The sequence below is a fragment of the Alteromonas infernus genome, assembly GCF_902705815.1.
In genome coordinates this window covers 54471-73222 of the sequence record NZ_CACSIG010000033.1, presented here as the reverse complement: position 1 = coordinate 73222, position 18752 = coordinate 54471, and the positions used below count along the sequence as shown (strand labels likewise).

Genomic DNA, 18752 nt, shown 5'->3' with positions numbered 1-18752 from the left:
ATTCAATTTATGCAATTGACCTCTCAATCTTTGCTTAGTGGGACTGGGTTCCGCGCAGTAGCAATAGGACTTGTAGCACTGCTTGGGCTCACCGCATGTGGTGGCTCTGACAGCAGCAGTTCAGATTACTCCTACGCTTACATTCAGTTTTACAATGCCTCGCCAAATGGTGCTAACGTAGAAATGCGTGAAGTTGATGGCGATAGCTTCGGCTCGGCCCAGTTTGGTGATACAACGTCTATGTTTTCAATGGATGATGGTGAGTTAGAACTAGAATTCATACGCACCGACTCTGATGATCAAGAAGTGTATATTGATGAGATTACCGTAGACCTCGAAGTAGGCCACAAAACCATTGTGGTGATGAGCGGTGACTTTAATGCACCTACGTTCAACGTTTACTCGTATGAGCGCGAAACAATGGAAGATCACTTCCGACTATTTGCGCTTTCAGTTGCGGTGGATGACTCATCTTATGATTTTTATATGAGTGAGTCGGGCGACCCTTTTGAAGCAGCCAACTTCTTAGGCACAGTAACAACAGGCGATATGGCCGAGTTAAACTACTGGGATGCAGACGATGACAGCGACTATTTCGATGAAGGCGAGTACACCATTTATCTTACAGAGCCAGGTAGCGACGAGGTTGTCTTTGAATCGCAAACCCTAGACTTTGTATACGAAACCGAATACGTAATGAGCCTTCGCGATGTAAGTGGTGCAATTCAAGAAGGGTTAGTGGTAGACACTATTCTTAACTCTTCTACCGTTACTGCACTTACAGATGTTGAGGCCGATTCGCAGTATCGTATTTATAACTCAACCAACCTAGATGCCGAGCTTAGCGTTACCTTTGGCGGTAATACCGATGAAGAAGACGTAAGCTTTACCCTTGCCGCAGGCGAGTTATCGGAGTTCAGCGCTATTCGCTATGGTGACTACCGCGTAACGGTTACTGACCCGTCAGGCACAGTAAGTGCGCTAAGCAATAAACTTATCACCCTTAATCAAGGCGAAAGTAAAGCGGTGCTAATTTACAATACTAACAATGTATTAGGGGCGGCAACCTTCGTGGAAAGTGGCTTACCTCAGGCGTACGATAAAACCGTAAACTTTATCAACCTTGTGAGCGATTTTGATGACGTCGATTTTTATTTAGTGAGAAACGACGAAACCATAGATACGGCTGAATACGATGTGCAAAACCTCGAGTTCGCCGAGAGCACAAGTGAAGTGCTTCCCTCTGACTATTATGAAGTGATTGCGGTTTACGAAGACGATAATGAAGAGCAAGTGTTACTTGATAGAACAGCACTGTTCGGTTTTACCGAAGAAGAGAACTACATCGTAACCGTAGAGCCAGCAGATACGCCTACGGGATATGAAATTAACGTGCTTTATTAATAGTTTAGTTTATTTATTATACTAATTGATAAGGGCGAAAACTTTCATCTATAGAAATCTTTCGTAAATTTAAAAGGTCAGTGTTAATGCACTGGCCTTTTTTATTGCAGTCCGGGAGGGCTTGATTCCTCATGAGTATCATAAAAGAACTACAAACTATATCTAATGACCACTCATTGTCGTTAGATAAAAAACTCGAGAGCTTGTTGCGCATAGGCACAAATATTCTCGGGTTAGGAACAGGGATTGTAAGTAATATACGCGGCGAACAATACAGCGTGCTTAGCGTGGTAACACCAGAAAACGACATTCAGCTAGATTCCCTTTTCAGCTTAACTGAAACCTACTGTGCTGATGTTGTAAAATCGAATTCATTCATTGCTTATCATAATATTGATGTCTCGCCGGGTGCTTCCCACCCTTGTTTCGAAAAATACACGCTTAAAAGTTATTTGGCGTCGCCTATTTATGTTTCTGGTGCGTTTTTCGGCACGGTTAACTTCTCTTCGCTTGACCCAAGGGAAGAACCTTTTTTCCAATTTAGAGCTAGACTATTTGCTGTTGCTTGCATCATGGGTTGGAAACGAACTTGAAAGGCAGCAGGCTCTCAATAATCTTAATGCACAAAAAGCGGTGCTGACAGAGCGAAACTCATTACTCAATCAAGTAGCGAACCTAGCGGGCGTTGGCACGTGGGAACTTAATGTAGAAACACGGGCGATAACCTGGTCTGGCGCGCTAAGACGTATGCTGCACGTTCATGGTGATAAAATTCTGAAGCCCGAAGATATCACCAAATTCATTGTAGACGATACACAGCGCAAGACTTACTTAGAGCAATTCACAGAAATGATGAAGTCTGGCGAAGACTTTGCGTACGAATTAGAGGTGCGCACAGACACTGGCGAAACCCGCTGGTTAGAGAGTCGAGCTCATCCGGTATTTGAAGGGGGGCGCTGCGTTAAAGTAATAGGTGCCACCCTTGATGTCACGCAAATGCATCTAGATAAAGCAGAGTTGCAGCACAAAACCAATATGGCGGAAAGCGCCTTAAAGGCTCGTAGTGAATTTTTAGCTAATATGAGCCATGAAATAAGAACGCCCATTCACGGTGTGCAGGGGATGCTGGAAGCCTTGTTGGGCTCATCGTTGAACTCTAAGCAACACGAGCTTGCGTCTATTGCCATGCAAAGCGCTGATGCGCTTCTAGGTATTGTTAACGACATATTGGACTTCTCTAAAATAGATTCAGGAAATATTTCATTTGAAGAAGCACCTACTAATTTAGCGGAGGTGATTGAAGAGCAGGTTCCTATGTTTTCGCGATTGGCGAAAGAAAAAGGCCTTGAACTCATTATCAGTACTACTGCGCTCAATAATAAAACCTTTATTGCAGACAAACTGCGTATAGGTCAGATTCTAATCAACTTGCTCAATAATGCGATAAAGTTTACCAAGGAAGGCAAAATTACCGTCGATACCAAATGCACCCGTTATGGAAAAGGTCGATACCGAGTTAAGTTAATTGTGACAGATTCAGGCATTGGCATTAGCGAGCAGCAACAAAAAATTATCTTTTCCCCCTTTATGCAAGCTGAAAGCTCTATGCAAAGACGCTACGGCGGTACAGGCTTAGGGCTCACTATCGTTAAGCAAATTGTTGAGCATTACGGCGGAAAAATAGAGGTGTCGAGTAATATTGGCATTGGTGCGCGGTTTACAGTGACATTAACGCTTGATGACGCGAATGCAGGTGCTATTGCTGAAAAAGCATGTGGGCATGATTACTCGTATACGCCTACACGACAAGAATTAAGCACGTTAAAAGCCCTAGTTGTGGAAGATAACGAAATCAATCAGCTGGTTATTAAAGAACAGCTTAGGGAAGTGGGGCTGCCCAGTGAGATCGCAGTTAATGGTGTAGAGGCAGTGGATAAAGTAAAACGTTCACTGGCCGAGAAAACGCCCTACGCAGTGATTTTTATGGACTGCCATATGCCGGTGATGGGCGGGCTAGAAGCGACACAAAAAATTCGTGCTTTGGGTGAACAAACTAAAGACGTGCCGATAATTGCTTTAACCGCAAATGTATTAACCGGCGATAAAGAAAAATGCTTGAAAAGTGGTATGAATGACTTCATATCTAAGCCTGTTGGTGTAAGTCGGTTGAAAGAGTGCGTTTTCAGGCATTTGAGTAAGCAATTACAAGGCCGTACAACCGTATTAAAAGATCCTGCTTGATAACCTATGACGTGGTTATCAGCCCCGGCTTTTAGTCGGGGCTTTTTTGTTTGCCCAGCGAAGCTGGCAAACCCGTCAGGTTGAAAGAAACCTGAATCACCCTGACTGAGGGGAAGATAATCCGAATGGCAAGGGCGCTGTTGGCCAACGATAGGGTCTGAAGGAAGCCATAGGAAGTTAGAGGTACACAACGAAAGTGAACCTGATTCGGCAAGGCAGGTGGGTAAGCGTGCAAAATAGCGCGAAGCCCGATACTCAGTCAGACCTGTTTTGTGTTTGAGGGTGGAATTTCTAACAGGGAGGCATTGGATCCAATCAAATGGTTGGACGTATCGTTCAAGGAGTGATCCAAGAATGTTGCGAGTGTGAGGTGGCAGATGAACCCGTAGTAGTGAGTAAGGCTAGGCCGATGAAAGCCAGTAATGGTGTGGAGGGTAAAACCAAGCCGACTATCAGCATTGTGTTTGATAGGATCCATTTTAGCCAAAAGCTTAAATGGATTGCGAAGGGGGGAAGCAGACTTTAAGACTCTGATGAGTTGTGAGTTTTTTTATCATTGATACACAAGCCGCCTGATCAGCGGGACAAGTCGAATCGGTGCGCTAGGAATAGTGATGTCTGGTGAGACAGGCCGTATATGGGAAGTAATTGTAGTCAAATTTGGTAGATTGCCTCAGTGCTAGAACGCCAAACCCTGCAATGAAAGTTACCACAATGTTAGAAAATGAACGATGTCCATAGGGCGCACGATACTAGATTGCAAATTAGCATTGTGTCACTTAGCAAGTGATATGAAGTATGCAGGAGCCGTATACGAGGCCCGTACGTACGGTTCTGTGAGAGGGATGAGGCGCAAGCCTCACCCTACTCGATATTGCTCACATAGTTTAAAAATAATTCAATTTACCGCTATCACTTCCCAAAGTTTTCTGTTATTATTTCGCGCCCTTTTTATGGGGGTATGTACATAAAAGCAACGATATCCAGTTGTTTTTAGCAGCACTAACGACTCGGGAGAGTCTTAATTTAAGAGCGGAGCACTAACATGATCCAAATGCAAACTAACCTGGACGTTGCAGACAACAGCGGCGCTCGCAGGGTTCAGTGTATTAAGGTTCTTGGTGGCTCGCATCGCCGTTATGCAGGTATCGGTGACATCATCAAAGTTACTGTTAAGGAAGCAATTCCTCGCGGTAAAGTTAAAAAAGGTGACGTACTGAACGCAGTGGTGGTGCGTACTAGAAAAGGCGTTCGTCGTGCAGATGGTTCTACCATCCGTTTTGACGGTAACGCGGCTGTTATGCTTAATGCTAACAAGCAACCAATTGGTACGCGTATCTTTGGCCCGGTTACCCGTGAGTTGAGAAGTGAAAACTTCATGAAAATCATCTCATTGGCCCCAGAGGTACTATAAGGAGTCACGATAATGGCTAATAAAATTCGTCGTGATGATGAAGTAGTCGTATTAGCGGGTAAAGACAAAGGCAAGCAAGGCAAAGTTCTTCGCGTGCTTATTGCTGATAACCGTGTAATTGTAGAAGGCGTTAATCTCGTCAAGAAGCACACTAAGCCAAACCCACAACTGGGCGTAGCTGGTGGCATTGTTGAGAAAGAAGCTTCTATTCACGTTTCTAATGTTGCGATTGTTAACCCGGCAACGGGCAAAGCAGATCGCGTTGGTTTCCGTTTCGAAGATGAGAAGAAAGTACGTTTCTTCAAGTCTAACGGCGAACTTGTTTAATTATATTGGAGAGTACGATGGCGAAACTGCATGATTTCTATAAAGAAACAGTAGTAGCTGAACTTGCTAAGCAGTTCGGATACAAAAGCGTCATGCAAGTCCCTCGGATTGAAAAAATCACTCTAAACATGGGTTTAGGTGAAGCAGTTGCTGACAAAAAGGTACTTGAGAATGCTCAAGCTGACATGACGGCTATCGCCGGTCAGAAGCCTGTAGTCACAGTTGCAAGAAAATCAGTAGCGGGTTTTAAAATCCGTGAAGGTTATCCGATTGGCTGTAAAGTAACCCTACGCGGCGAGCGTATGTGGGAATTCCTTGAGCGTTTGATTTCAATCGCTATTCCACGTGTTCGCGATTTCCGTGGTTTGAATCCTAAATCATTCGACGGACGTGGTAACTACAGCATGGGCGTGCGTGAGCAAATCATTTTCCCTGAAATCGATTTCGATAAAGTGGATAAGGTTCGCGGTATGGATATTACTATCACTACCAGTGCGAATACTAATGACGAAGCACGTGCTCTGCTGGACGCGTTTAACTTCCCATTCAAAAAGTAGGGGTGTAGGGTTATGGCAAAAGAATCAATGAAGGCACGCGAAGCTAAGCGTACTAAGCTAGTAGCTAAGTACGCTGAGAAGCGCGCCGCACTTAAAGCGATTATCAGCGATGTTAACGTTTCTGAAGAAGAGCGTTGGGACGCTGTTCTGAAGCTACAACAACTGCCACGTGACTCTAGTTCTTCACGTCAACGTAACCGTTGCCGTGTAACTGGTCGTCCACATGGTTACCTACGCAAATTCGGTCTTAGCCGTATTAAGCTTCGCGAAGCAGCGATGCGCGGTGAAGTCCCTGGCCTTAAGAAAGCCAGCTGGTAAGGAGTAGCTGATAATGAGCATGCAAGATCCTATCGCGGATATGTTTACCCGCATCCGTAACGGCCAGATGGCACAGAAAGTTTCTGTGACTATGCCTTCTTCAAAACTTCGCGTTGCAATTTGTGAAGTATTGAAAGCAGAAGGTTATATCACTGACTTCGCTGCTTCTGGTGACGTTAAGCCTGTTTTAGAAGTTACGCTTAAGTACTTCGAAGGCAAGCAAGTAATTGACACTATCGAACGTGTAAGCCGTCCTGGTCTGCGCATCTATAAGAAAAAAGATGAGCTTCCAAAGGTTATGGGTGGTTTAGGCGTAGCTATCGTGTCGACTTCTAAAGGTGTGATGACTGACCGTGCAGCGCGTAACGCTGGCATGGGCGGTGAGATCATCGGTTATGTAGCATAACGGAGGAGTTGAAATGTCACGTATAGCAAAAGCCCCAGTAGACGTTGTATCAGGTGTAGAAGTTTCTATCTCTGGTCAAGAAGTTACTGTAAAAGGTAGTAAAGGCACTTTGACCCGCGTATTTAACGACGCTGTAGAAGTTGCACAGGAAGAGAACCAACTTAAAGCACTTCCACGTGAAGGTTTTGCTGATAGCTGGGCACAGGCTGGTACTGTTCGCTCTATCCTAAATGCAATGGTTCAAGGTGTTTCACAAGGTTTCGAGAAAAAACTTACGCTTCTAGGTGTTGGTTACCGTGCACAAGCACAAGGTAGCAAACTTAACCTTACGCTAGGTTTCTCTCATCCTGTAGTATACGAAATGCCTGAAGGCATTACGGTTGAAACTCCTAGCCAAACTGAAATCGTCGTGAAAGGCGCCGATAAGCAGGTGGTTGGTCAGGTTGCGGCGAACATTCGCGGTTACCGTCCACCAGAGCCTTACAAAGGCAAAGGTGTACGTTATGCTGACGAAAACGTACGTCGTAAAGAAGCTAAGAAAAAGTAGGTGGGTGATACGATGGATAAGAAAACAGCTCGCATTCGTCGCGCAACTCGCGCACGAGCAAAAATTCGTGAACTGGCCGCGCATCGCTTGGTAGTAAACCGTACACCTCGCCACATCTACGCTCAGCTAATCGCACCATGCGGTTCTGAAGTGTTGGCAGCGGCTTCAACTGTTGAGAAAGATCTTGCAAAAGATCTTAAGTCTACAGGTAACGCTGAAGCAGCGACGGTAGTCGGTAAAGCAATCGCAGAGCGCGCGCTTGAGAAAGGCATTAAAACAGTGGCTTTCGATCGCAGTGGTTTCCAATACCACGGTCGCGTTAAAGCATTAGCTGATGCAGCTCGCGAAGCTGGTCTTCAGTTCTAGGAGTTTATAATGGCTAAACAAGACGTTCAAAATGGTGAATTTCTAGAGAAATTGATCGCTGTAAACCGCGTTTCTAAAGTGGTTAAAGGTGGTCGAATCTTTAGTTTCACTGCATTGACAGTAGTGGGTGACGGTAACGGTCGCGTTGGTTTTGGTTACGGTAAGGCACGTGAAGTACCTGCTGCAATCCAAAAAGCAATGGAAAAGGCACGTCGCAACATGGTTGACGTAGACCTTAACGGTCACACGTTACAGCACCCGATTAAAGGTCGTCACTCTGGCTCTAAAGTTTACATGCAGCCAGCATCTGAAGGTACCGGTATTATTGCCGGTGGTGCGATGCGTGCAGTACTTGAAGTAGCTGGTGTACAAAACGTACTTTCAAAATGTTACGGCTCTACAAACCCAATCAACGTTGTACGTGCAACAATCAACGCGCTGACAGAAATGAACAGCCCGGCGAAAGTTGCTGCGAAGCGTGGATTGTCTGTAGAAGAAATTTTGGGGTAATCAGACATGGCAACGATTAAAGTAAAGCAAACTAAAAGTGCGATTGGCCGCTTGCCAAAGCACAAAGCTACGCTTAAAGGTTTAGGCCTTCGTAAAATCAACCATGTTCGTGAACTGGAAGATACCCCAGCCGTTCGTGGCATGATCAACCGTGTACATTACATGGTTGAGATAGTGGAGGAGTAAGACATGCGTTTAAATACAATTTCTCCAGCCGAAGGTTCAAAGCCTACTGGTAAGCGTTCTGGTCGTGGTATCGGCTCAGGTCTTGGTAAAACAGGTGGCGTAGGTCACAAAGGTCAAAAAAGCCGTTCAGGTGGCCGTGTTAAGCCAGGATTCGAAGGTGGTCAGATGCCTATCCAGCGTCGTCTTCCTAAGTTCGGTTTCACTTCACGCAAGAGCTTTGTTACTGATCAAGTAACACTTGCGGAAATCGCGAAGGTTGATGGTGACACTGCGTCTCTTGAGACTTTAAAAGCAGCTGGACTTGTTAAGAAAGAAATCCAGTTCGTTAAAGTTGTTAAGAGCGGTGAAGTATCACGCGCTGTTACAGTAAGCGGGTTGAAGGTTACTAAAGGCGCTAAAGAAGCGATTGAAGCTGCTGGCGGTAAAGTAGAGGAATAAGCTAGATGGCTAAACCAGGATTGGATTCAGGCGCTAAAAGCGGCTTGAGTGAGCTTAAGGCAAGATTGTTGTTCGTACTTGGTGCGATTGTTGTATTCAGACTAGGTTCTTATGTTCCTATCCCTGGCATCGATCCAGCGGTACTTGCTGACTTGTTCGAGCAACAAAAAGGCACCATTGTAGAAATGTTTAACATGTTCTCTGGTGGTGCGCTTGAGCGTGCATCCGTTCTGGCTTTGGGCATTATGCCATACATTACTGCATCCATTATCATGCAGTTGCTCTCGGTGGTTCACCCACCGATGGTGGAGCTTAAAAAAGAAGGCGAAGCAGGCCGTCGTAAAATTAGTCAGTACACGCGTTATCTAACGCTTGTGTTGGCTATCTTCCAATCAATTGGAATTTCGACTGGTTTGCCTAACCTGATTAATGGATTGGTGATAAACCCTGGCTTCGGATTCTACTTTACGGCAGTAGTGAGCCTAGTCACAGGAACTATGTTCCTTATGTGGTTGGGTGAGCAAATTACCGAACGAGGTATTGGTAACGGTATCTCTATATTGATTTTTGCTGGTATTGTTGCCGGTCTGCCAACAGCGATAGGTCAGACTGCGGAACAAGCAAGGCAGGGCGACATTAACTTGTTGTTCCTACTGTTGATTGGCGTGATTGTTATCGCTCTTACATACCTAGTTGTATTTGTAGAGCGCGGACAGCGCAGAATTGTGGTAAACTACGCAAAACGTCAGCAAGGCCGTCAGGTTTTTGCTGCGCAAAGCACCCATTTACCGCTAAAAGTCAACATTGCTGGTGTAATTCCACCAATCTTTGCTTCTAGCATTATTCTGTTCCCGGGTACCATCGCAGGATGGTTTGGACAGAATGAATCAACAGCGTGGTTGCAAGATGTAGCGCTTATGCTATCTCCTGGTCAACCGCTGTACGTGATGTTATACGCAGCTGCGATTATCTTCTTCTGCTTCTTCTACACGGCGTTGGTTTTCAACCCGCGTGATACAGCAGATAACTTGAAGAAGTCTGGCGCGTTCATCCCAGGCATCCGCCCGGGTGAGCAAACGTCACGATACATTGACAAGGTAATGACTCGCCTTACACTGGCTGGCGCACTGTACATAACCTTTATTTGTTTAGTGCCTGAATTCATGCTAATTGCTTGGAATGTGCCGTTCTACTTCGGTGGTACGTCGCTTCTCATTATCGTAGTAGTTATCATGGACTTTATGGCACAAGTACAGACACATTTGATGTCTAGTCAATATGAGTCTGTGCTGAAGAAAGCTAACCTTAAAGGCTACGGCCGATAAGTTAGCCCCTTAATATTGATAGAAAGGGGAAAGATGTAATGAAAGTTCGTGCATCAGTAAAAAAGATTTGCCGTAACTGTAAAGTTATCAAGCGCAACGGTGTTGTGCGTGTAATTTGCAGTTCTGACCCAAAGCATAAGCAGCGTCAGGGCTAATCTAAGCGGAACAAGATATTCGCAAAGCTAAGTAAGCAGAACCTAGATAGTACTTGTCTGGTTCTGCTAGTTTTGTTTTAAAGTATTTTGAACCTTAATTTGCAATTTAGTCGACGGGTAAGTATCCTATCGGGCTTTTTAGGTCGTCGACAAATAAACAAGAGGAGTGCTGTTAATGGCCCGTATCGCTGGCATTAACATTCCTGAGCACAAGCATGCTGTAATCGCTATCCAAGCGATCTATGGCGTTGGTCCCACACGTGCGAAAAGCATTTGTGCGGGTGCTGGTGTTGCAGAAAATACAAAAATCAAAGAGCTAGACGAAGCTACTATTGATAAGCTTCGTGACGAAGTGGCTAAATTCACCGTTGAAGGTGACCTACGCCGTGAAGTCTCTATGAGCATCAAACGTTTGATGGACCTGGGTTGCTTCCGTGGTATTCGCCACCGTCGTAGCTTGCCTCTACGTGGTCAGCGCACTAAAACTAATGCGCGTACCCGTAAAGGTCCTCGTAAGCCAATTAAGAAGTAAACGGGGAGTAAGTTATGGCTAAAGCACCAGCTCGTAGCACGCGTAAGCGCGCTAAACGTCAGGTTGCAGACGGTATGGCTCATATCCATGCGTCTTTCAACAACACAATTGTGACTATTACAGACCGTTCAGGCAATGCACTAGCATGGGCGACATCTGGTGGTTCAGGTTTCCGTGGTTCACGTAAATCTACCCCATTTGCTGCACAGGTAGCTGCTGAGCGTGCAGGTGTTGCTGCACAAGAATACGGTCTTAAGAACCTTGAAGTATTCGTTAAAGGTCCAGGTCCAGGCCGTGAGTCTGCGATCCGTGCTCTTAACGCTACAGGTTATAAGATCACAAACATTACCGATGTGACCCCTATTCCTCACAACGGTTGTCGTCCACCGAAAAAACGTCGCGTTTAATCGACGGACAGTTGGAGAAAGATCATGGCAAGATATTTGGGTCCAAAACTCAAACTTAGCCGTCGCGAAGGAACAGACCTGTTCCTAAAAAGCGGCGTTCGCGCAATCGATTCTAAATGTAAAATCGATACAGCGCCTGGTCAGCACGGTGCCCGTCGTGGCCGTCTGTCTGACTACGGTGTTCAGCTGCGTGAAAAACAAAAAGTTCGTCGTATGTACGGCGTTCTGGAAAAGCAATTCCGCAACTACTATAAAGAAGCTGCACGTCTAAAAGGTAACACAGGTGAAAACTTGCTACAGCTTTTAGAACAGCGTCTTGATAACGTAGTTTACCGTATGGGTTTCGCTAGCACGCGTGCTGAAGCACGTCAGCTAGTTAGCCACAAGGCGATCATGGTAAATGGTCAAGTTGTGAACATCCCATCGTTTAACGTTTCTGCCGAAGACGTGGTTTCTGTTCGTGAAAAAGCTAAGAAGCAAGCGCGTATCGTGGCTGCTTTGGAACTGGCTGACCAACGTGAGAAGCCAACCTGGATTGAAGTAGACAGCAGCAAAATGGAAGGCACTTTCAAGCGCGTTCCTGAAAGAACTGACCTGTCTGCGGAAATTAACGAACAGTTGATCGTCGAACTTTACTCTAAGTAAAGCTAACTAAAGAGGAAGCATTGTGGGTTCTGTGACTGAATTCCTAAAACCGAGATTAGTTGAGATCGAAAACGTTTCTCCTACTCGTGCCAAAGTAACTTTGGAACCACTAGAGCGCGGCTTTGGCCACACTCTAGGTAACGCCCTACGTCGTATTTTACTGTCATCTATGCCAGGATGTGCAGTTACCGAGGTAGAAATTGATGGCGTTCTTCACGAGTACAGCACCAAAGAAGGTGTACAAGAAGACGTTATCGAAATCTTGCTAAATCTTAAAGGTTTAGCGGTTCGCCTTGAAGGTAAAACTGAGGCAACCCTAACTCTAGTGAAATCTGGCGCTGGCCCTGTTGTTGCTGGTGATATTCAGCATGATGGCGACGTAGAAATTGCAAACCCTGAGCATGTTATTTGTACTTTGACTGGTGAAGCTGAAATCAGCATGCGCATCAAAGTAGAAATGGGCCGTGGTTATGTACCAGCTTCTACCCGTCGCTCCTCTGAAGAAGATGATCGTCCAATTGGTCGTTTGTTAGTAGACGCTTCATACAGCCCAGTTGAACGTATTGCTTACAGTGTAGAGTCTGCACGTGTTGAACAACGCACAGACCTAGACAAACTAATCATCGACATGGAGACGAACGGTACTTTGGATCCTGAAGAAGCGATCCGCCGTTCTGCTACTATCCTAGCTGAACAGCTAGATGCATTCGTAGACCTACGTGATGTATCTGAGCCAGAAGCGAAAGAAGAGAAGCCAGAATTCGATCCGATTCTGCTTCGCCCAGTAGATGACCTAGAGCTAACAGTACGTTCTGCAAACTGTTTGAAAGCAGAAGCTATCCAGTACATTGGTGACCTGGTACAGCGCACTGAGGTTGAGCTACTTAAAACGCCAAACCTTGGTAAGAAATCGCTAACTGAAATCAAAGATGTTCTAGCATCTCGTGGTCTTTCTCTAGGTATGCGCCTAGAAAACTGGCCGCCAGAGAGCATCGCTGAAAAAGATTAATCAGGTTTTTATCAAACTGATTTGTAGAGAAGGATAAAACTATGCGCCATCGTAAGAGTGGTCGTCAGTTGAATCGCAACAGCAGCCATCGTCAAGCTATGTTCAAAAACATGGCCGGTTCTTTGGTCAAGCACGAAGTGATCAAAACTACGTTACCAAAAGCGAAAGAATTACGTCGCGTAATCGAGCCTCTAATCACTATGGCTAAAGAAGACAGCGTTGCAAACCGCCGTCTAGCTTTTGCCCGCACTGGTGACAAAGAGGTTGTAGGTAAACTATTCAACGAGCTTGGTCCTCGTTACGAAGCTCGCCCAGGCGGTTACACTCGCATTCTTAAATGCGGTTTCCGTGCTGGCGACAATGCCCCAATGGCATATGTTGAGCTAGTTGACCGTCCAGTTGTAGAAGCTGAAGAAGAAGCAGTAGAAGCAACTGAAGAGTAAATTAATACTCGATTAGAAAAAGGGGCCTGAGTGAAAACTCAGGCCCCTTTTTTTTGTGCTCAAAGAATAATGGGGTCAGAGTCGCAACTCTGATTCCATTAATACTCACTAGTAAAAAACTTGACTTACCTGTACGCTTTGACGTACGTTAAAGGTTCTTTGGAGGAAATGTTATGAGTACATTATCAGCAACCGAGGCAAGGGCTAACTTGTATCGAGTAATAGATGAAACGGCTGAATCTCACGAACCCGTTTTAATTACTAGTAAGCGAAATAACGCAGTACTACTTTCTGAAAGTGACTGGAATGCAATTCAAGAAACCTTGTACTTATTATCAGTGCCAGGAATGCGCGAGTCTATTAAAGCAGGAATGGAAGAAGAAATAGGCGATTGTGCAGAGGAGTTAGATTGGTGACATGGAAAGTCGTTTATGCGAAACAAGCACAGAAAGACGCACAAAAACTAGCAAGTAGTGATTTAAAAAGAAAAGCAAAAACACTTCTAAAGATAATAGCAACTAACCCTTACCCAATACCTCCCCCCTATGAAAAGCTCGTTGGCGACTTAGAAGGTGCGTACTCGAGACGAATTAACATCCAACATAGATTAGTTTATCAAGTCCTTGAAAATATCCAGACGATAAAAGTTTTACGCATGTGGACACATTACGAGTAGTCGTCCCATGTCTTTACTGCTATACAGCGCGTTGGTTTAGTGACATGCCCGAAGTATTCTCATTCAGACACGCGGACTTATGTTTCTGATTGAGAATAACAGTACTATGAAATCTTAAAAATTATTGAAATTAACTCCTTTCCATTACTAATGATAACCTTGGCATGTTGTTTGCTAAGTCTTGTTTGCTGTCTGGTGTTTGCTGAGAATAAGCAAATTGGGCATCTAGAACGTCATCTGCAATAACGTTTTCGCAATTCATGTCTCTCAGTTTTTCATAGCAAGGAAGTTTATGTTAACCGTTTCATCATTTACACAGTCGCTATCTTCAAATCCTGTGTTTAGTAAAACGCTCTCTACCGCGTATGAAAGGCTAAGTTCAGGGCTTAGAATAAATAGTGCTGCAGATGACAGTGCAGGTTTACAGATATCAAATAGATTAACGTCGGAGTCACTGGCGAAAGATCAGCTTCGCCGTAACTTAAATGACGGTATTAGTTATGCGCAAATAGCGGAAGGCGGACTGCAAGAATCTGCCGATATATTGCAGCGTATGCGGCAATTAGCTATGCAGTCTCAAAACGGCATCAACACAGATGCAGATAGACGCGCACTAGATAAAGAATTTCAACAATTGAAAAATGCCCTTAATGGCATTGCCTACAACACAGAAGCGTTTAATCGATTACCACTGCTAGGCGATAACGACTTATTGTCTGATAACGTATCATCAATAGGCGATACCTTTGTAAAGGGCACGCCAACACGTCTAAATAGCGGTCTACGCTCTGTGGCTTATATCCCTGCAGGATCAACTAACATTTCTATTAATATTGACAGCTTTTCTTTAGACGATGACCTTCAGGTATTTACCACTAGCGGTAAACATTTAGTGGGTACACCGCTATCAGACGATGTATGGGATACTAACAGTGTTAATTCGCCTAGCGATATTAAAAGCTTGTTGTTCTTAACCCAAGAAGGGTATACACCAACGGCAAGCTACGACGGTAGCTCGTTAATTACGAATGGCACAGGCACAATTAACGGAACAACATTCACGTTTTCGGGCGATCAGCACCCAGGCGTAACAACCGAAACCTTAACCATCGATAATACAAACGAACCGCTCATTATTTCAGTAGTGGGGAAGGGCGTATTTGATGCAACGGTAGATTGGGATACGTTAGGCGCACCCGGAAGCGGTGGAAACAGCTTTGAAGCCGGCCCAGTCGACATTACCGCCACGAACGCGCTAAGCGAAGGTACGGACTATATTAACCTTGCAAAAACGCCAGCCGGTCTTTCAGATTTAGACATGGTAGAAAGCGATGTGCTTACCTTTGAGAATGCAGAGGCGGCATTACAGCAAATTGACGACGCACTAGCGTATGTAAGCGAGAGCCGCGCTTTCTATGGCGCAAAAAATGAATCAGATGGAGTCGGCGCTAAAACTCAATGACCGTATGCACGAAGGTTTAATCGCAGCCCGTTCTCAAATCCTTGATACGGACTTTGCAGAAGAAACTGCTAAATCGACACAGGCGCAAATTGTGGAACAAGCGAGTATATCAGTTAGGGCACAGGCTAAATCTAGTGATGAGCAGGTTTTGGGTTTGTTGGGGTCTATTGGTGAAAGTTAGAAGCGCAATTCATTTCGACAGAGCAGGCGTTATATACTTTACACTCGGGATTTATAGTAGAATCAATGTATGCTTTTCAACGTAAAAACGCGTTAAAAGCTTTGTAAATCTATCCACAATCAAAAACCAAGGAAAATACGAGAGATGGGAAGCCAGATTACGTGCTTTAAGGCCTATGACATTCGAGGTGAACTGAACACGCAACTTAATGAAGAAGTAGCATACAGAATTGGCTACGCGTTTGCTGCAGAATTGAGTGCAAAAACGGTAGTGGTTGGCAGTGACGTTCGTTTAACCTCTACACCCTTAAAGCTAGCGCTAAGCGCTGGTTTGATTGATGCCGGTGCTAAAGTGACTGACATTGGAATGGCTGGTACTGAAGAAATATATTTTGCAACTAAACATCTTGGTGTCGACGGTGGTATAGAAGTTACCGCAAGTCATAATCCAATAAACTACAATGGTATGAAGCTTGTAAAAGCCGGTTCTGTGCCTATAAGTGGTGATACAGGTTTAAAGGCGATTAAAGTTCGAGCCGAGGCATTAAGCGATGAGTTCGTTTCAGGTCGTCTATCTCATTATACTTCGGGGGCGGTTATAGATACAGATGCTTTTTTCAACGGCCAAGCGCACGTACAGCTAGAAAAGCTAGAAGAAACTGACCAGTACCTCAAACAATCGTGCATGAAAGAGTATGTTGATCACATGCTTTCTTACGTTGAGTTTAATAACTTTACCCCCCTGAAAATTGTGGTTAACGCAGGTAATGGTGCGGCTGGTCCAGCCCTCGATGCCATTGAGCATGAGATGCACAGACAAAACGTGCCTATAGAATTTGTTAAAGTTCACCACAACGCAGATGGCACCTTCCCAAATGGTATTCCTAATCCGCTGTTACCAGAAAACCGTGCCGACACTGCCGATGCAGTAAAAGCCTCAGGTGCCGATTTTGGTATAGCTTGGGATGGCGATTTCGACCGCTGCTTTCTATTCGATGCCGACGGCGAATTTATAGAGGGGTATTACATAGTTGGCCTTCTTGCTGAGGCGTTTATTGAAAAGAATAAAGATAGCAAAAAAAATCATTTACGACCCTCGCGTATACTGGAACACAGAAGACATTGTGGCAAACGCTGGCGGCACGCCAATTAAGTCTAAAACTGGCCATGCATTCATTAAAGAAAGAATGCGCAAGGAAGATGCTGTATACGGCGGCGAAATGAGTGCACATCATTACTTTCGCGACTTTGCCTACTGCGATTCAGGGATGATCCCATGGCTATTGATTGCAGAACTTGTGTGCGTGAAACAGCAAACTCTAGCCAGCATGGTGAAAGAGCGAATAAAAGCCTTTCCTTCTTCAGGCGAGATAAACAGTAAACTTAAAGACGCTGACGCAGCGCTGGACCGTGTGACTAAAAAATATCAACCCCTAGCTAACCTTGTTGATACTACTGATGGTCTAGGCCTAGAGTTTGAAAGTTGGCGCTTTAATCTACGTAAATCGAATACTGAGCCAGTAATTCGTCTTAATGTCGAAAGTAAGGGCGATATTTCATTAATGGAAGAAAAAACTAAAGAGGTGTTAGCCCTCATACGTGCTGAGTAAGTAGCTGCCTAACGCTAAAATATACGATAAAAATAGGGCAAAAGTGCGGAACTTGGCCCTATTTTTATTTCTTCCTAGTTTTTGCCATTTAATCGCAATATAAACCTTTGTATACTATTCGCTTAATATAAAACTATTAGGACGTGGGAACAGCACCCACACATCAAGGATATTTCAAATGAAACCAGTAGTATTAGCTGGCGGCTCAGGCAGTCGCTTATGGCCAAAGTCTCGTGCGGCACTTCCAAAGCAGTTTCTGTCTCTCACATCAGACAGCACCATGCTGCAAGACACAATAACTCGCTTAAAAGGCACACCAGCTCAAAACCCAATATTCATTTGTAATGATGCACACCGCTTCCTAGTAGCTGAACAGCTTCGTCAAAAAGATATCCAACATGGTGGTATTCTTCTTGAACCTGTTGGACGCAATACGGCACCGGCAATCGCTTTAGCAGCGCTACACGCCACAATTAATGGCGAAGACCCTGTTCTTCTTGTATTGGCCGCTGACCACCTTATTAAAGATGAGCAAGCATTTCACACTGCTATTGCTAAAGCCGAAAAGCTTGCAGAGCAGGGTAAACTTGTTACTTTCGGTATTGTTCCTGACCAGCCGCATACTGGGTATGGCTATATTAAAGCTGGTGAGCAAGCAGGCGATGGTTTTGAAGTAGCACAGTTTGTAGAAAAGCCTGCTTTAGAAACTGCAAAAGAGTATGTAGATTCTGGCAGCTACTACTGGAATAGCGGCATGTTTATGTTTAAAGCAAGCCGTTATTTGGAAGAACTAGAAAAACATAACCCTGAAATGCTAGACGTGTGTAAGCGTGCTATCGACACAGAAACACCAGACTTAGATTTTATCCGTGTTGACCATGATATTTTTGCGACTTGCCCCGACGATTCAATCGACTATGCAGTAATGGAAAAAACGGATAGCGCAGCTATGGTTCCACTAGACGCAGGTTGGAGCGATGTAGGTAGCTGGTCTTCACTGTGGGAAACTGCAGAGAAGGATGAAAACGGCAACGCTACTGTAGGCGATACTATCCTAGAAAACACAAAGAACAGTTACGTAAATGCTGAGCAGCGCCTGGTATCTGTAATTGGGCTAGAGGACGTTATCGTAGTAGAAACCAAAGATGCCGTTATGGTGGCACACAAGAACGATGCGCAAAGCATTAAAACGGTAGTGAACAAGCTTAAAGCAGAACACCGCCCAGAGTTTGAGTTCCACCGTGAAGTATTCCGCCCATGGGGGAGTTATGACTCTATCGATAGCGGCGCGCGCTTCCAAGTAAAACGCATTACGGTTAAGCCAGGTGAAAAACTATCGGTTCAAATGCACCATCATCGCGCCGAACACTGGATTGTGGTATCGGGTAGTGCAAACGTAACTATTGATGAAGAAACACAGCTAGTTACAGAAAACGAGTCGGTTTACATTCCAATCGGCGCCGTTCATGCACTAGAAAACCCAGGAAAGATTCCACTAGAGCTTATCGAAGTGCAGTCAGGCGCATATCTAGGTGAAGACGATATTGTGCGTTTTTCTGATAGATATGGGCGGGTTGCCAAATAATTTAGAATA

Annotated in this window: 27 protein-coding genes and 1 pseudogene; 27 read left to right on the top strand and 1 reads right to left on the bottom strand. The window is 44.8% G+C overall.

Translation table 11 applies throughout. The features are described from left to right. Window positions 1-9: 9 nt before the first annotated feature. The 23 genes from ACX5J7_RS09210 to ACX5J7_RS09100 all read left to right on the top strand — a co-directional run bounded on the left by ACX5J7_RS09210 (window position 10) and on the right by ACX5J7_RS09100 (window position 13906). Window positions 10-1404, top strand: a complete 1395-nt coding sequence (locus ACX5J7_RS09210; RefSeq protein ID WP_024017079.1) for a DUF4397 domain-containing protein — start codon at window positions 10-12, stop codon at window positions 1402-1404. 131 nt (window positions 1405-1535) lie between these two features. Beyond that, window positions 1536-1997 carry a GAF domain-containing protein gene (locus ACX5J7_RS09205; RefSeq protein ID WP_498706930.1) on the top strand — a complete coding sequence of 154 codons (462 nt, stop codon included), beginning with the start codon at window positions 1536-1538 and terminating at the stop codon, window positions 1995-1997. After that, on the top strand, window positions 1960-3645 hold the full coding sequence (locus ACX5J7_RS09200) for an ATP-binding protein (RefSeq protein WP_498706928.1): 1686 nt from the start codon (window positions 1960-1962) through the stop codon (window positions 3643-3645). Before ACX5J7_RS09205 ends, ACX5J7_RS09200 begins: the two co-directional genes overlap by 38 nt. A gap of 319 nt (window positions 3646-3964) precedes the next feature. Next, window positions 3965-4171: a hypothetical protein gene (locus tag ACX5J7_RS09195; RefSeq protein WP_012517740.1), complete on the top strand. Its 207-nt coding sequence runs from the start codon at window positions 3965-3967 to the stop codon at window positions 4169-4171. Between the two features lie 519 nt (window positions 4172-4690). After that, window positions 4691-5059, top strand: coding sequence for a 50S ribosomal protein L14 (gene rplN, locus ACX5J7_RS09190; protein ID WP_012519228.1), 369 nt, complete (start codon window positions 4691-4693; stop codon window positions 5057-5059). Window positions 5060-5071: 12 nt separating this feature from the next. Further along, on the top strand, window positions 5072-5386 hold the full coding sequence (gene rplX / locus ACX5J7_RS09185; RefSeq protein WP_012519227.1) for a 50S ribosomal protein L24: 315 nt from the start codon (window positions 5072-5074) through the stop codon (window positions 5384-5386). A gap of 17 nt (window positions 5387-5403) precedes the next feature. Further along, on the top strand, window positions 5404-5943 hold the full coding sequence (gene rplE / locus ACX5J7_RS09180; RefSeq protein ID WP_012519226.1) for a 50S ribosomal protein L5: 540 nt from the start codon (window positions 5404-5406) through the stop codon (window positions 5941-5943). A gap of 12 nt (window positions 5944-5955) precedes the next feature. Then, entirely contained in the window at window positions 5956-6261 is a 306-nt protein-coding gene (gene rpsN / locus ACX5J7_RS09175) for a 30S ribosomal protein S14 (protein ID WP_012519225.1), read from the top strand. 13 nt (window positions 6262-6274) lie between these two features. After that, the gene (gene rpsH / locus ACX5J7_RS09170; RefSeq protein ID WP_012519224.1) at window positions 6275-6667 is read left to right on the top strand and encodes a 30S ribosomal protein S8; all 393 of its coding nucleotides are present in this window, start codon (window positions 6275-6277) and stop codon (window positions 6665-6667) included. Window positions 6668-6680: 13 nt separating this feature from the next. Further along, window positions 6681-7214 (top strand): 50S ribosomal protein L6, encoded by a 534-nt coding sequence (gene rplF, locus ACX5J7_RS09165; protein ID WP_012519223.1) that lies wholly within the window; start codon window positions 6681-6683, stop codon window positions 7212-7214. A 12-nt stretch (window positions 7215-7226) separates the two neighbouring features. Further along, complete coding sequence (rplR, locus tag ACX5J7_RS09160) at window positions 7227-7580, top strand: 50S ribosomal protein L18 (RefSeq protein WP_014950908.1); 354 nt, start codon at window positions 7227-7229, stop codon at window positions 7578-7580. A gap of 9 nt (window positions 7581-7589) precedes the next feature. Then, on the top strand, window positions 7590-8090 hold the full coding sequence (gene rpsE, locus ACX5J7_RS09155) for a 30S ribosomal protein S5 (RefSeq protein ID WP_012519221.1): 501 nt from the start codon (window positions 7590-7592) through the stop codon (window positions 8088-8090). A gap of 6 nt (window positions 8091-8096) precedes the next feature. Further along, window positions 8097-8276, top strand: a complete 180-nt coding sequence (gene rpmD, locus ACX5J7_RS09150) for a 50S ribosomal protein L30 (protein ID WP_012519220.1) — start codon at window positions 8097-8099, stop codon at window positions 8274-8276. 3 nt (window positions 8277-8279) lie between these two features. Further along, window positions 8280-8714: a 50S ribosomal protein L15 gene (gene rplO, locus ACX5J7_RS09145; RefSeq protein ID WP_012519219.1), complete on the top strand. Its 435-nt coding sequence runs from the start codon at window positions 8280-8282 to the stop codon at window positions 8712-8714. Between the two features lie 5 nt (window positions 8715-8719). After that, window positions 8720-10039, top strand: a complete 1320-nt coding sequence (secY, locus tag ACX5J7_RS09140; RefSeq protein ID WP_014977524.1) for a preprotein translocase subunit SecY — start codon at window positions 8720-8722, stop codon at window positions 10037-10039. Between the two features lie 38 nt (window positions 10040-10077). Beyond that, the gene (gene rpmJ / locus ACX5J7_RS09135) at window positions 10078-10194 is read left to right on the top strand and encodes a 50S ribosomal protein L36 (protein WP_012519217.1); all 117 of its coding nucleotides are present in this window, start codon (window positions 10078-10080) and stop codon (window positions 10192-10194) included. Window positions 10195-10369: 175 nt separating this feature from the next. After that, complete coding sequence (gene rpsM / locus ACX5J7_RS09130; protein WP_012519216.1) at window positions 10370-10726, top strand: 30S ribosomal protein S13; 357 nt, start codon at window positions 10370-10372, stop codon at window positions 10724-10726. Between the two features lie 14 nt (window positions 10727-10740). After that, a complete protein-coding gene (rpsK, locus tag ACX5J7_RS09125; RefSeq protein ID WP_012519215.1) occupies window positions 10741-11133 on the top strand; it encodes a 30S ribosomal protein S11 in 393 nt (130 codons plus the stop codon). A gap of 24 nt (window positions 11134-11157) precedes the next feature. Beyond that, window positions 11158-11778 carry a 30S ribosomal protein S4 gene (gene rpsD, locus ACX5J7_RS09120; RefSeq protein ID WP_012519214.1) on the top strand — a complete coding sequence of 207 codons (621 nt, stop codon included), beginning with the start codon at window positions 11158-11160 and terminating at the stop codon, window positions 11776-11778. 19 nt (window positions 11779-11797) lie between these two features. After that, on the top strand, window positions 11798-12787 hold the full coding sequence (locus tag ACX5J7_RS09115; protein ID WP_039217818.1) for a DNA-directed RNA polymerase subunit alpha: 990 nt from the start codon (window positions 11798-11800) through the stop codon (window positions 12785-12787). A 41-nt stretch (window positions 12788-12828) separates the two neighbouring features. Next, window positions 12829-13230, top strand: a complete 402-nt coding sequence (gene rplQ / locus ACX5J7_RS09110; RefSeq protein ID WP_012519212.1) for a 50S ribosomal protein L17 — start codon at window positions 12829-12831, stop codon at window positions 13228-13230. 173 nt (window positions 13231-13403) lie between these two features. Beyond that, window positions 13404-13646, top strand: a complete 243-nt coding sequence (locus ACX5J7_RS09105; protein WP_014980433.1) for a type II toxin-antitoxin system Phd/YefM family antitoxin — start codon at window positions 13404-13406, stop codon at window positions 13644-13646. Next, window positions 13643-13906: a Txe/YoeB family addiction module toxin gene (locus ACX5J7_RS09100; protein WP_014980432.1), complete on the top strand. Its 264-nt coding sequence runs from the start codon at window positions 13643-13645 to the stop codon at window positions 13904-13906. Before ACX5J7_RS09105 ends, ACX5J7_RS09100 begins: the two co-directional genes overlap by 4 nt. Window positions 13907-14036: 130 nt before the next feature. On the opposite strand, the gene ACX5J7_RS09095 is transcribed toward ACX5J7_RS09100, so the two are convergent. Then, complete coding sequence (locus ACX5J7_RS09095; RefSeq protein ID WP_269745892.1) at window positions 14037-14168, bottom strand: hypothetical protein; 132 nt, start codon at window positions 14166-14168, stop codon at window positions 14037-14039. Between the two features lie 30 nt (window positions 14169-14198). Here ACX5J7_RS09095 and ACX5J7_RS09090 point away from each other — a divergent pair, with 30 nt between their 5' ends. The 4 genes and pseudogenes from ACX5J7_RS09090 (at window position 14199) to ACX5J7_RS09075 (ending at window position 18743) form a co-directional block, all read left to right on the top strand. Further along, window positions 14199-15368, top strand: coding sequence for a flagellin N-terminal helical domain-containing protein (locus ACX5J7_RS09090; RefSeq protein WP_498706917.1), 1170 nt, complete (start codon window positions 14199-14201; stop codon window positions 15366-15368). Beyond that, window positions 15334-15549, top strand: a complete 216-nt coding sequence (locus ACX5J7_RS09085; protein WP_498706915.1) for a flagellin — start codon at window positions 15334-15336, stop codon at window positions 15547-15549. The genes ACX5J7_RS09090 and ACX5J7_RS09085 overlap by 35 nt, the downstream gene beginning before the upstream one ends. A gap of 144 nt (window positions 15550-15693) precedes the next feature. After that, window positions 15694-17158, top strand: a pseudogene (locus ACX5J7_RS09080) (phosphohexomutase domain-containing protein). Between the two features lie 178 nt (window positions 17159-17336). After that, on the top strand, window positions 17337-18743 hold the full coding sequence (locus ACX5J7_RS09075) for a mannose-1-phosphate guanylyltransferase/mannose-6-phosphate isomerase (RefSeq protein ID WP_202941813.1): 1407 nt from the start codon (window positions 17337-17339) through the stop codon (window positions 18741-18743). Window positions 18744-18752 lie beyond the last annotated feature (9 nt).

What these genes read in the sequence shown, in the direction of transcription:
- rplQ (WP_012519212.1), top strand. Translation starts at nt 12,829, where the DNA reads ATGCGCCATCGTAAGAGTGGTCGTCAGTTGAATCGCAACAGCAGCCAT.
- ACX5J7_RS09105 (WP_014980433.1), top strand. Translation starts at nt 13,404, where the DNA reads ATGAGTACATTATCAGCAACCGAGGCAAGGGCTAACTTGTATCGAGTA.
- rpmD (WP_012519220.1), top strand. Translation starts at nt 8,097, where the DNA reads ATGGCAACGATTAAAGTAAAGCAAACTAAAAGTGCGATTGGCCGCTTG.
- rpsE (WP_012519221.1), top strand. Translation starts at nt 7,590, where the DNA reads ATGGCTAAACAAGACGTTCAAAATGGTGAATTTCTAGAGAAATTGATC.
- rpsD (WP_012519214.1), top strand. Translation starts at nt 11,158, where the DNA reads ATGGCAAGATATTTGGGTCCAAAACTCAAACTTAGCCGTCGCGAAGGA.
- rplF (WP_012519223.1), top strand. Translation starts at nt 6,681, where the DNA reads ATGTCACGTATAGCAAAAGCCCCAGTAGACGTTGTATCAGGTGTAGAA.
- rplX (WP_012519227.1), top strand. Translation starts at nt 5,072, where the DNA reads ATGGCTAATAAAATTCGTCGTGATGATGAAGTAGTCGTATTAGCGGGT.
- rplE (WP_012519226.1), top strand. Translation starts at nt 5,404, where the DNA reads ATGGCGAAACTGCATGATTTCTATAAAGAAACAGTAGTAGCTGAACTT.
- ACX5J7_RS09195 (WP_012517740.1), top strand. Translation starts at nt 3,965, where the DNA reads ATGGTTGGACGTATCGTTCAAGGAGTGATCCAAGAATGTTGCGAGTGT.
- ACX5J7_RS09090 (WP_498706917.1), top strand. Translation starts at nt 14,199, where the DNA reads ATGTTAACCGTTTCATCATTTACACAGTCGCTATCTTCAAATCCTGTG.
- ACX5J7_RS09075 (WP_202941813.1), top strand. Translation starts at nt 17,337, where the DNA reads ATGAAACCAGTAGTATTAGCTGGCGGCTCAGGCAGTCGCTTATGGCCA.
- rplR (WP_014950908.1), top strand. Translation starts at nt 7,227, where the DNA reads ATGGATAAGAAAACAGCTCGCATTCGTCGCGCAACTCGCGCACGAGCA.
- rplN (WP_012519228.1), top strand. Translation starts at nt 4,691, where the DNA reads ATGATCCAAATGCAAACTAACCTGGACGTTGCAGACAACAGCGGCGCT.
- ACX5J7_RS09085 (WP_498706915.1), top strand. Translation starts at nt 15,334, where the DNA reads ATGAATCAGATGGAGTCGGCGCTAAAACTCAATGACCGTATGCACGAA.
- rplO (WP_012519219.1), top strand. Translation starts at nt 8,280, where the DNA reads ATGCGTTTAAATACAATTTCTCCAGCCGAAGGTTCAAAGCCTACTGGT.
- rpmJ (WP_012519217.1), top strand. Translation starts at nt 10,078, where the DNA reads ATGAAAGTTCGTGCATCAGTAAAAAAGATTTGCCGTAACTGTAAAGTT.
- rpsM (WP_012519216.1), top strand. Translation starts at nt 10,370, where the DNA reads ATGGCCCGTATCGCTGGCATTAACATTCCTGAGCACAAGCATGCTGTA.
- rpsH (WP_012519224.1), top strand. Translation starts at nt 6,275, where the DNA reads ATGAGCATGCAAGATCCTATCGCGGATATGTTTACCCGCATCCGTAAC.
- ACX5J7_RS09205 (WP_498706930.1), top strand. Translation starts at nt 1,536, where the DNA reads ATGAGTATCATAAAAGAACTACAAACTATATCTAATGACCACTCATTG.
- ACX5J7_RS09095 (WP_269745892.1), bottom strand. Translation starts at nt 14,168, where the DNA reads ATGAATTGCGAAAACGTTATTGCAGATGACGTTCTAGATGCCCAATTT.
- ACX5J7_RS09210 (WP_024017079.1), top strand. Translation starts at nt 10, where the DNA reads ATGCAATTGACCTCTCAATCTTTGCTTAGTGGGACTGGGTTCCGCGCA.
- rpsN (WP_012519225.1), top strand. Translation starts at nt 5,956, where the DNA reads ATGGCAAAAGAATCAATGAAGGCACGCGAAGCTAAGCGTACTAAGCTA.
- rpsK (WP_012519215.1), top strand. Translation starts at nt 10,741, where the DNA reads ATGGCTAAAGCACCAGCTCGTAGCACGCGTAAGCGCGCTAAACGTCAG.
- secY (WP_014977524.1), top strand. Translation starts at nt 8,720, where the DNA reads ATGGCTAAACCAGGATTGGATTCAGGCGCTAAAAGCGGCTTGAGTGAG.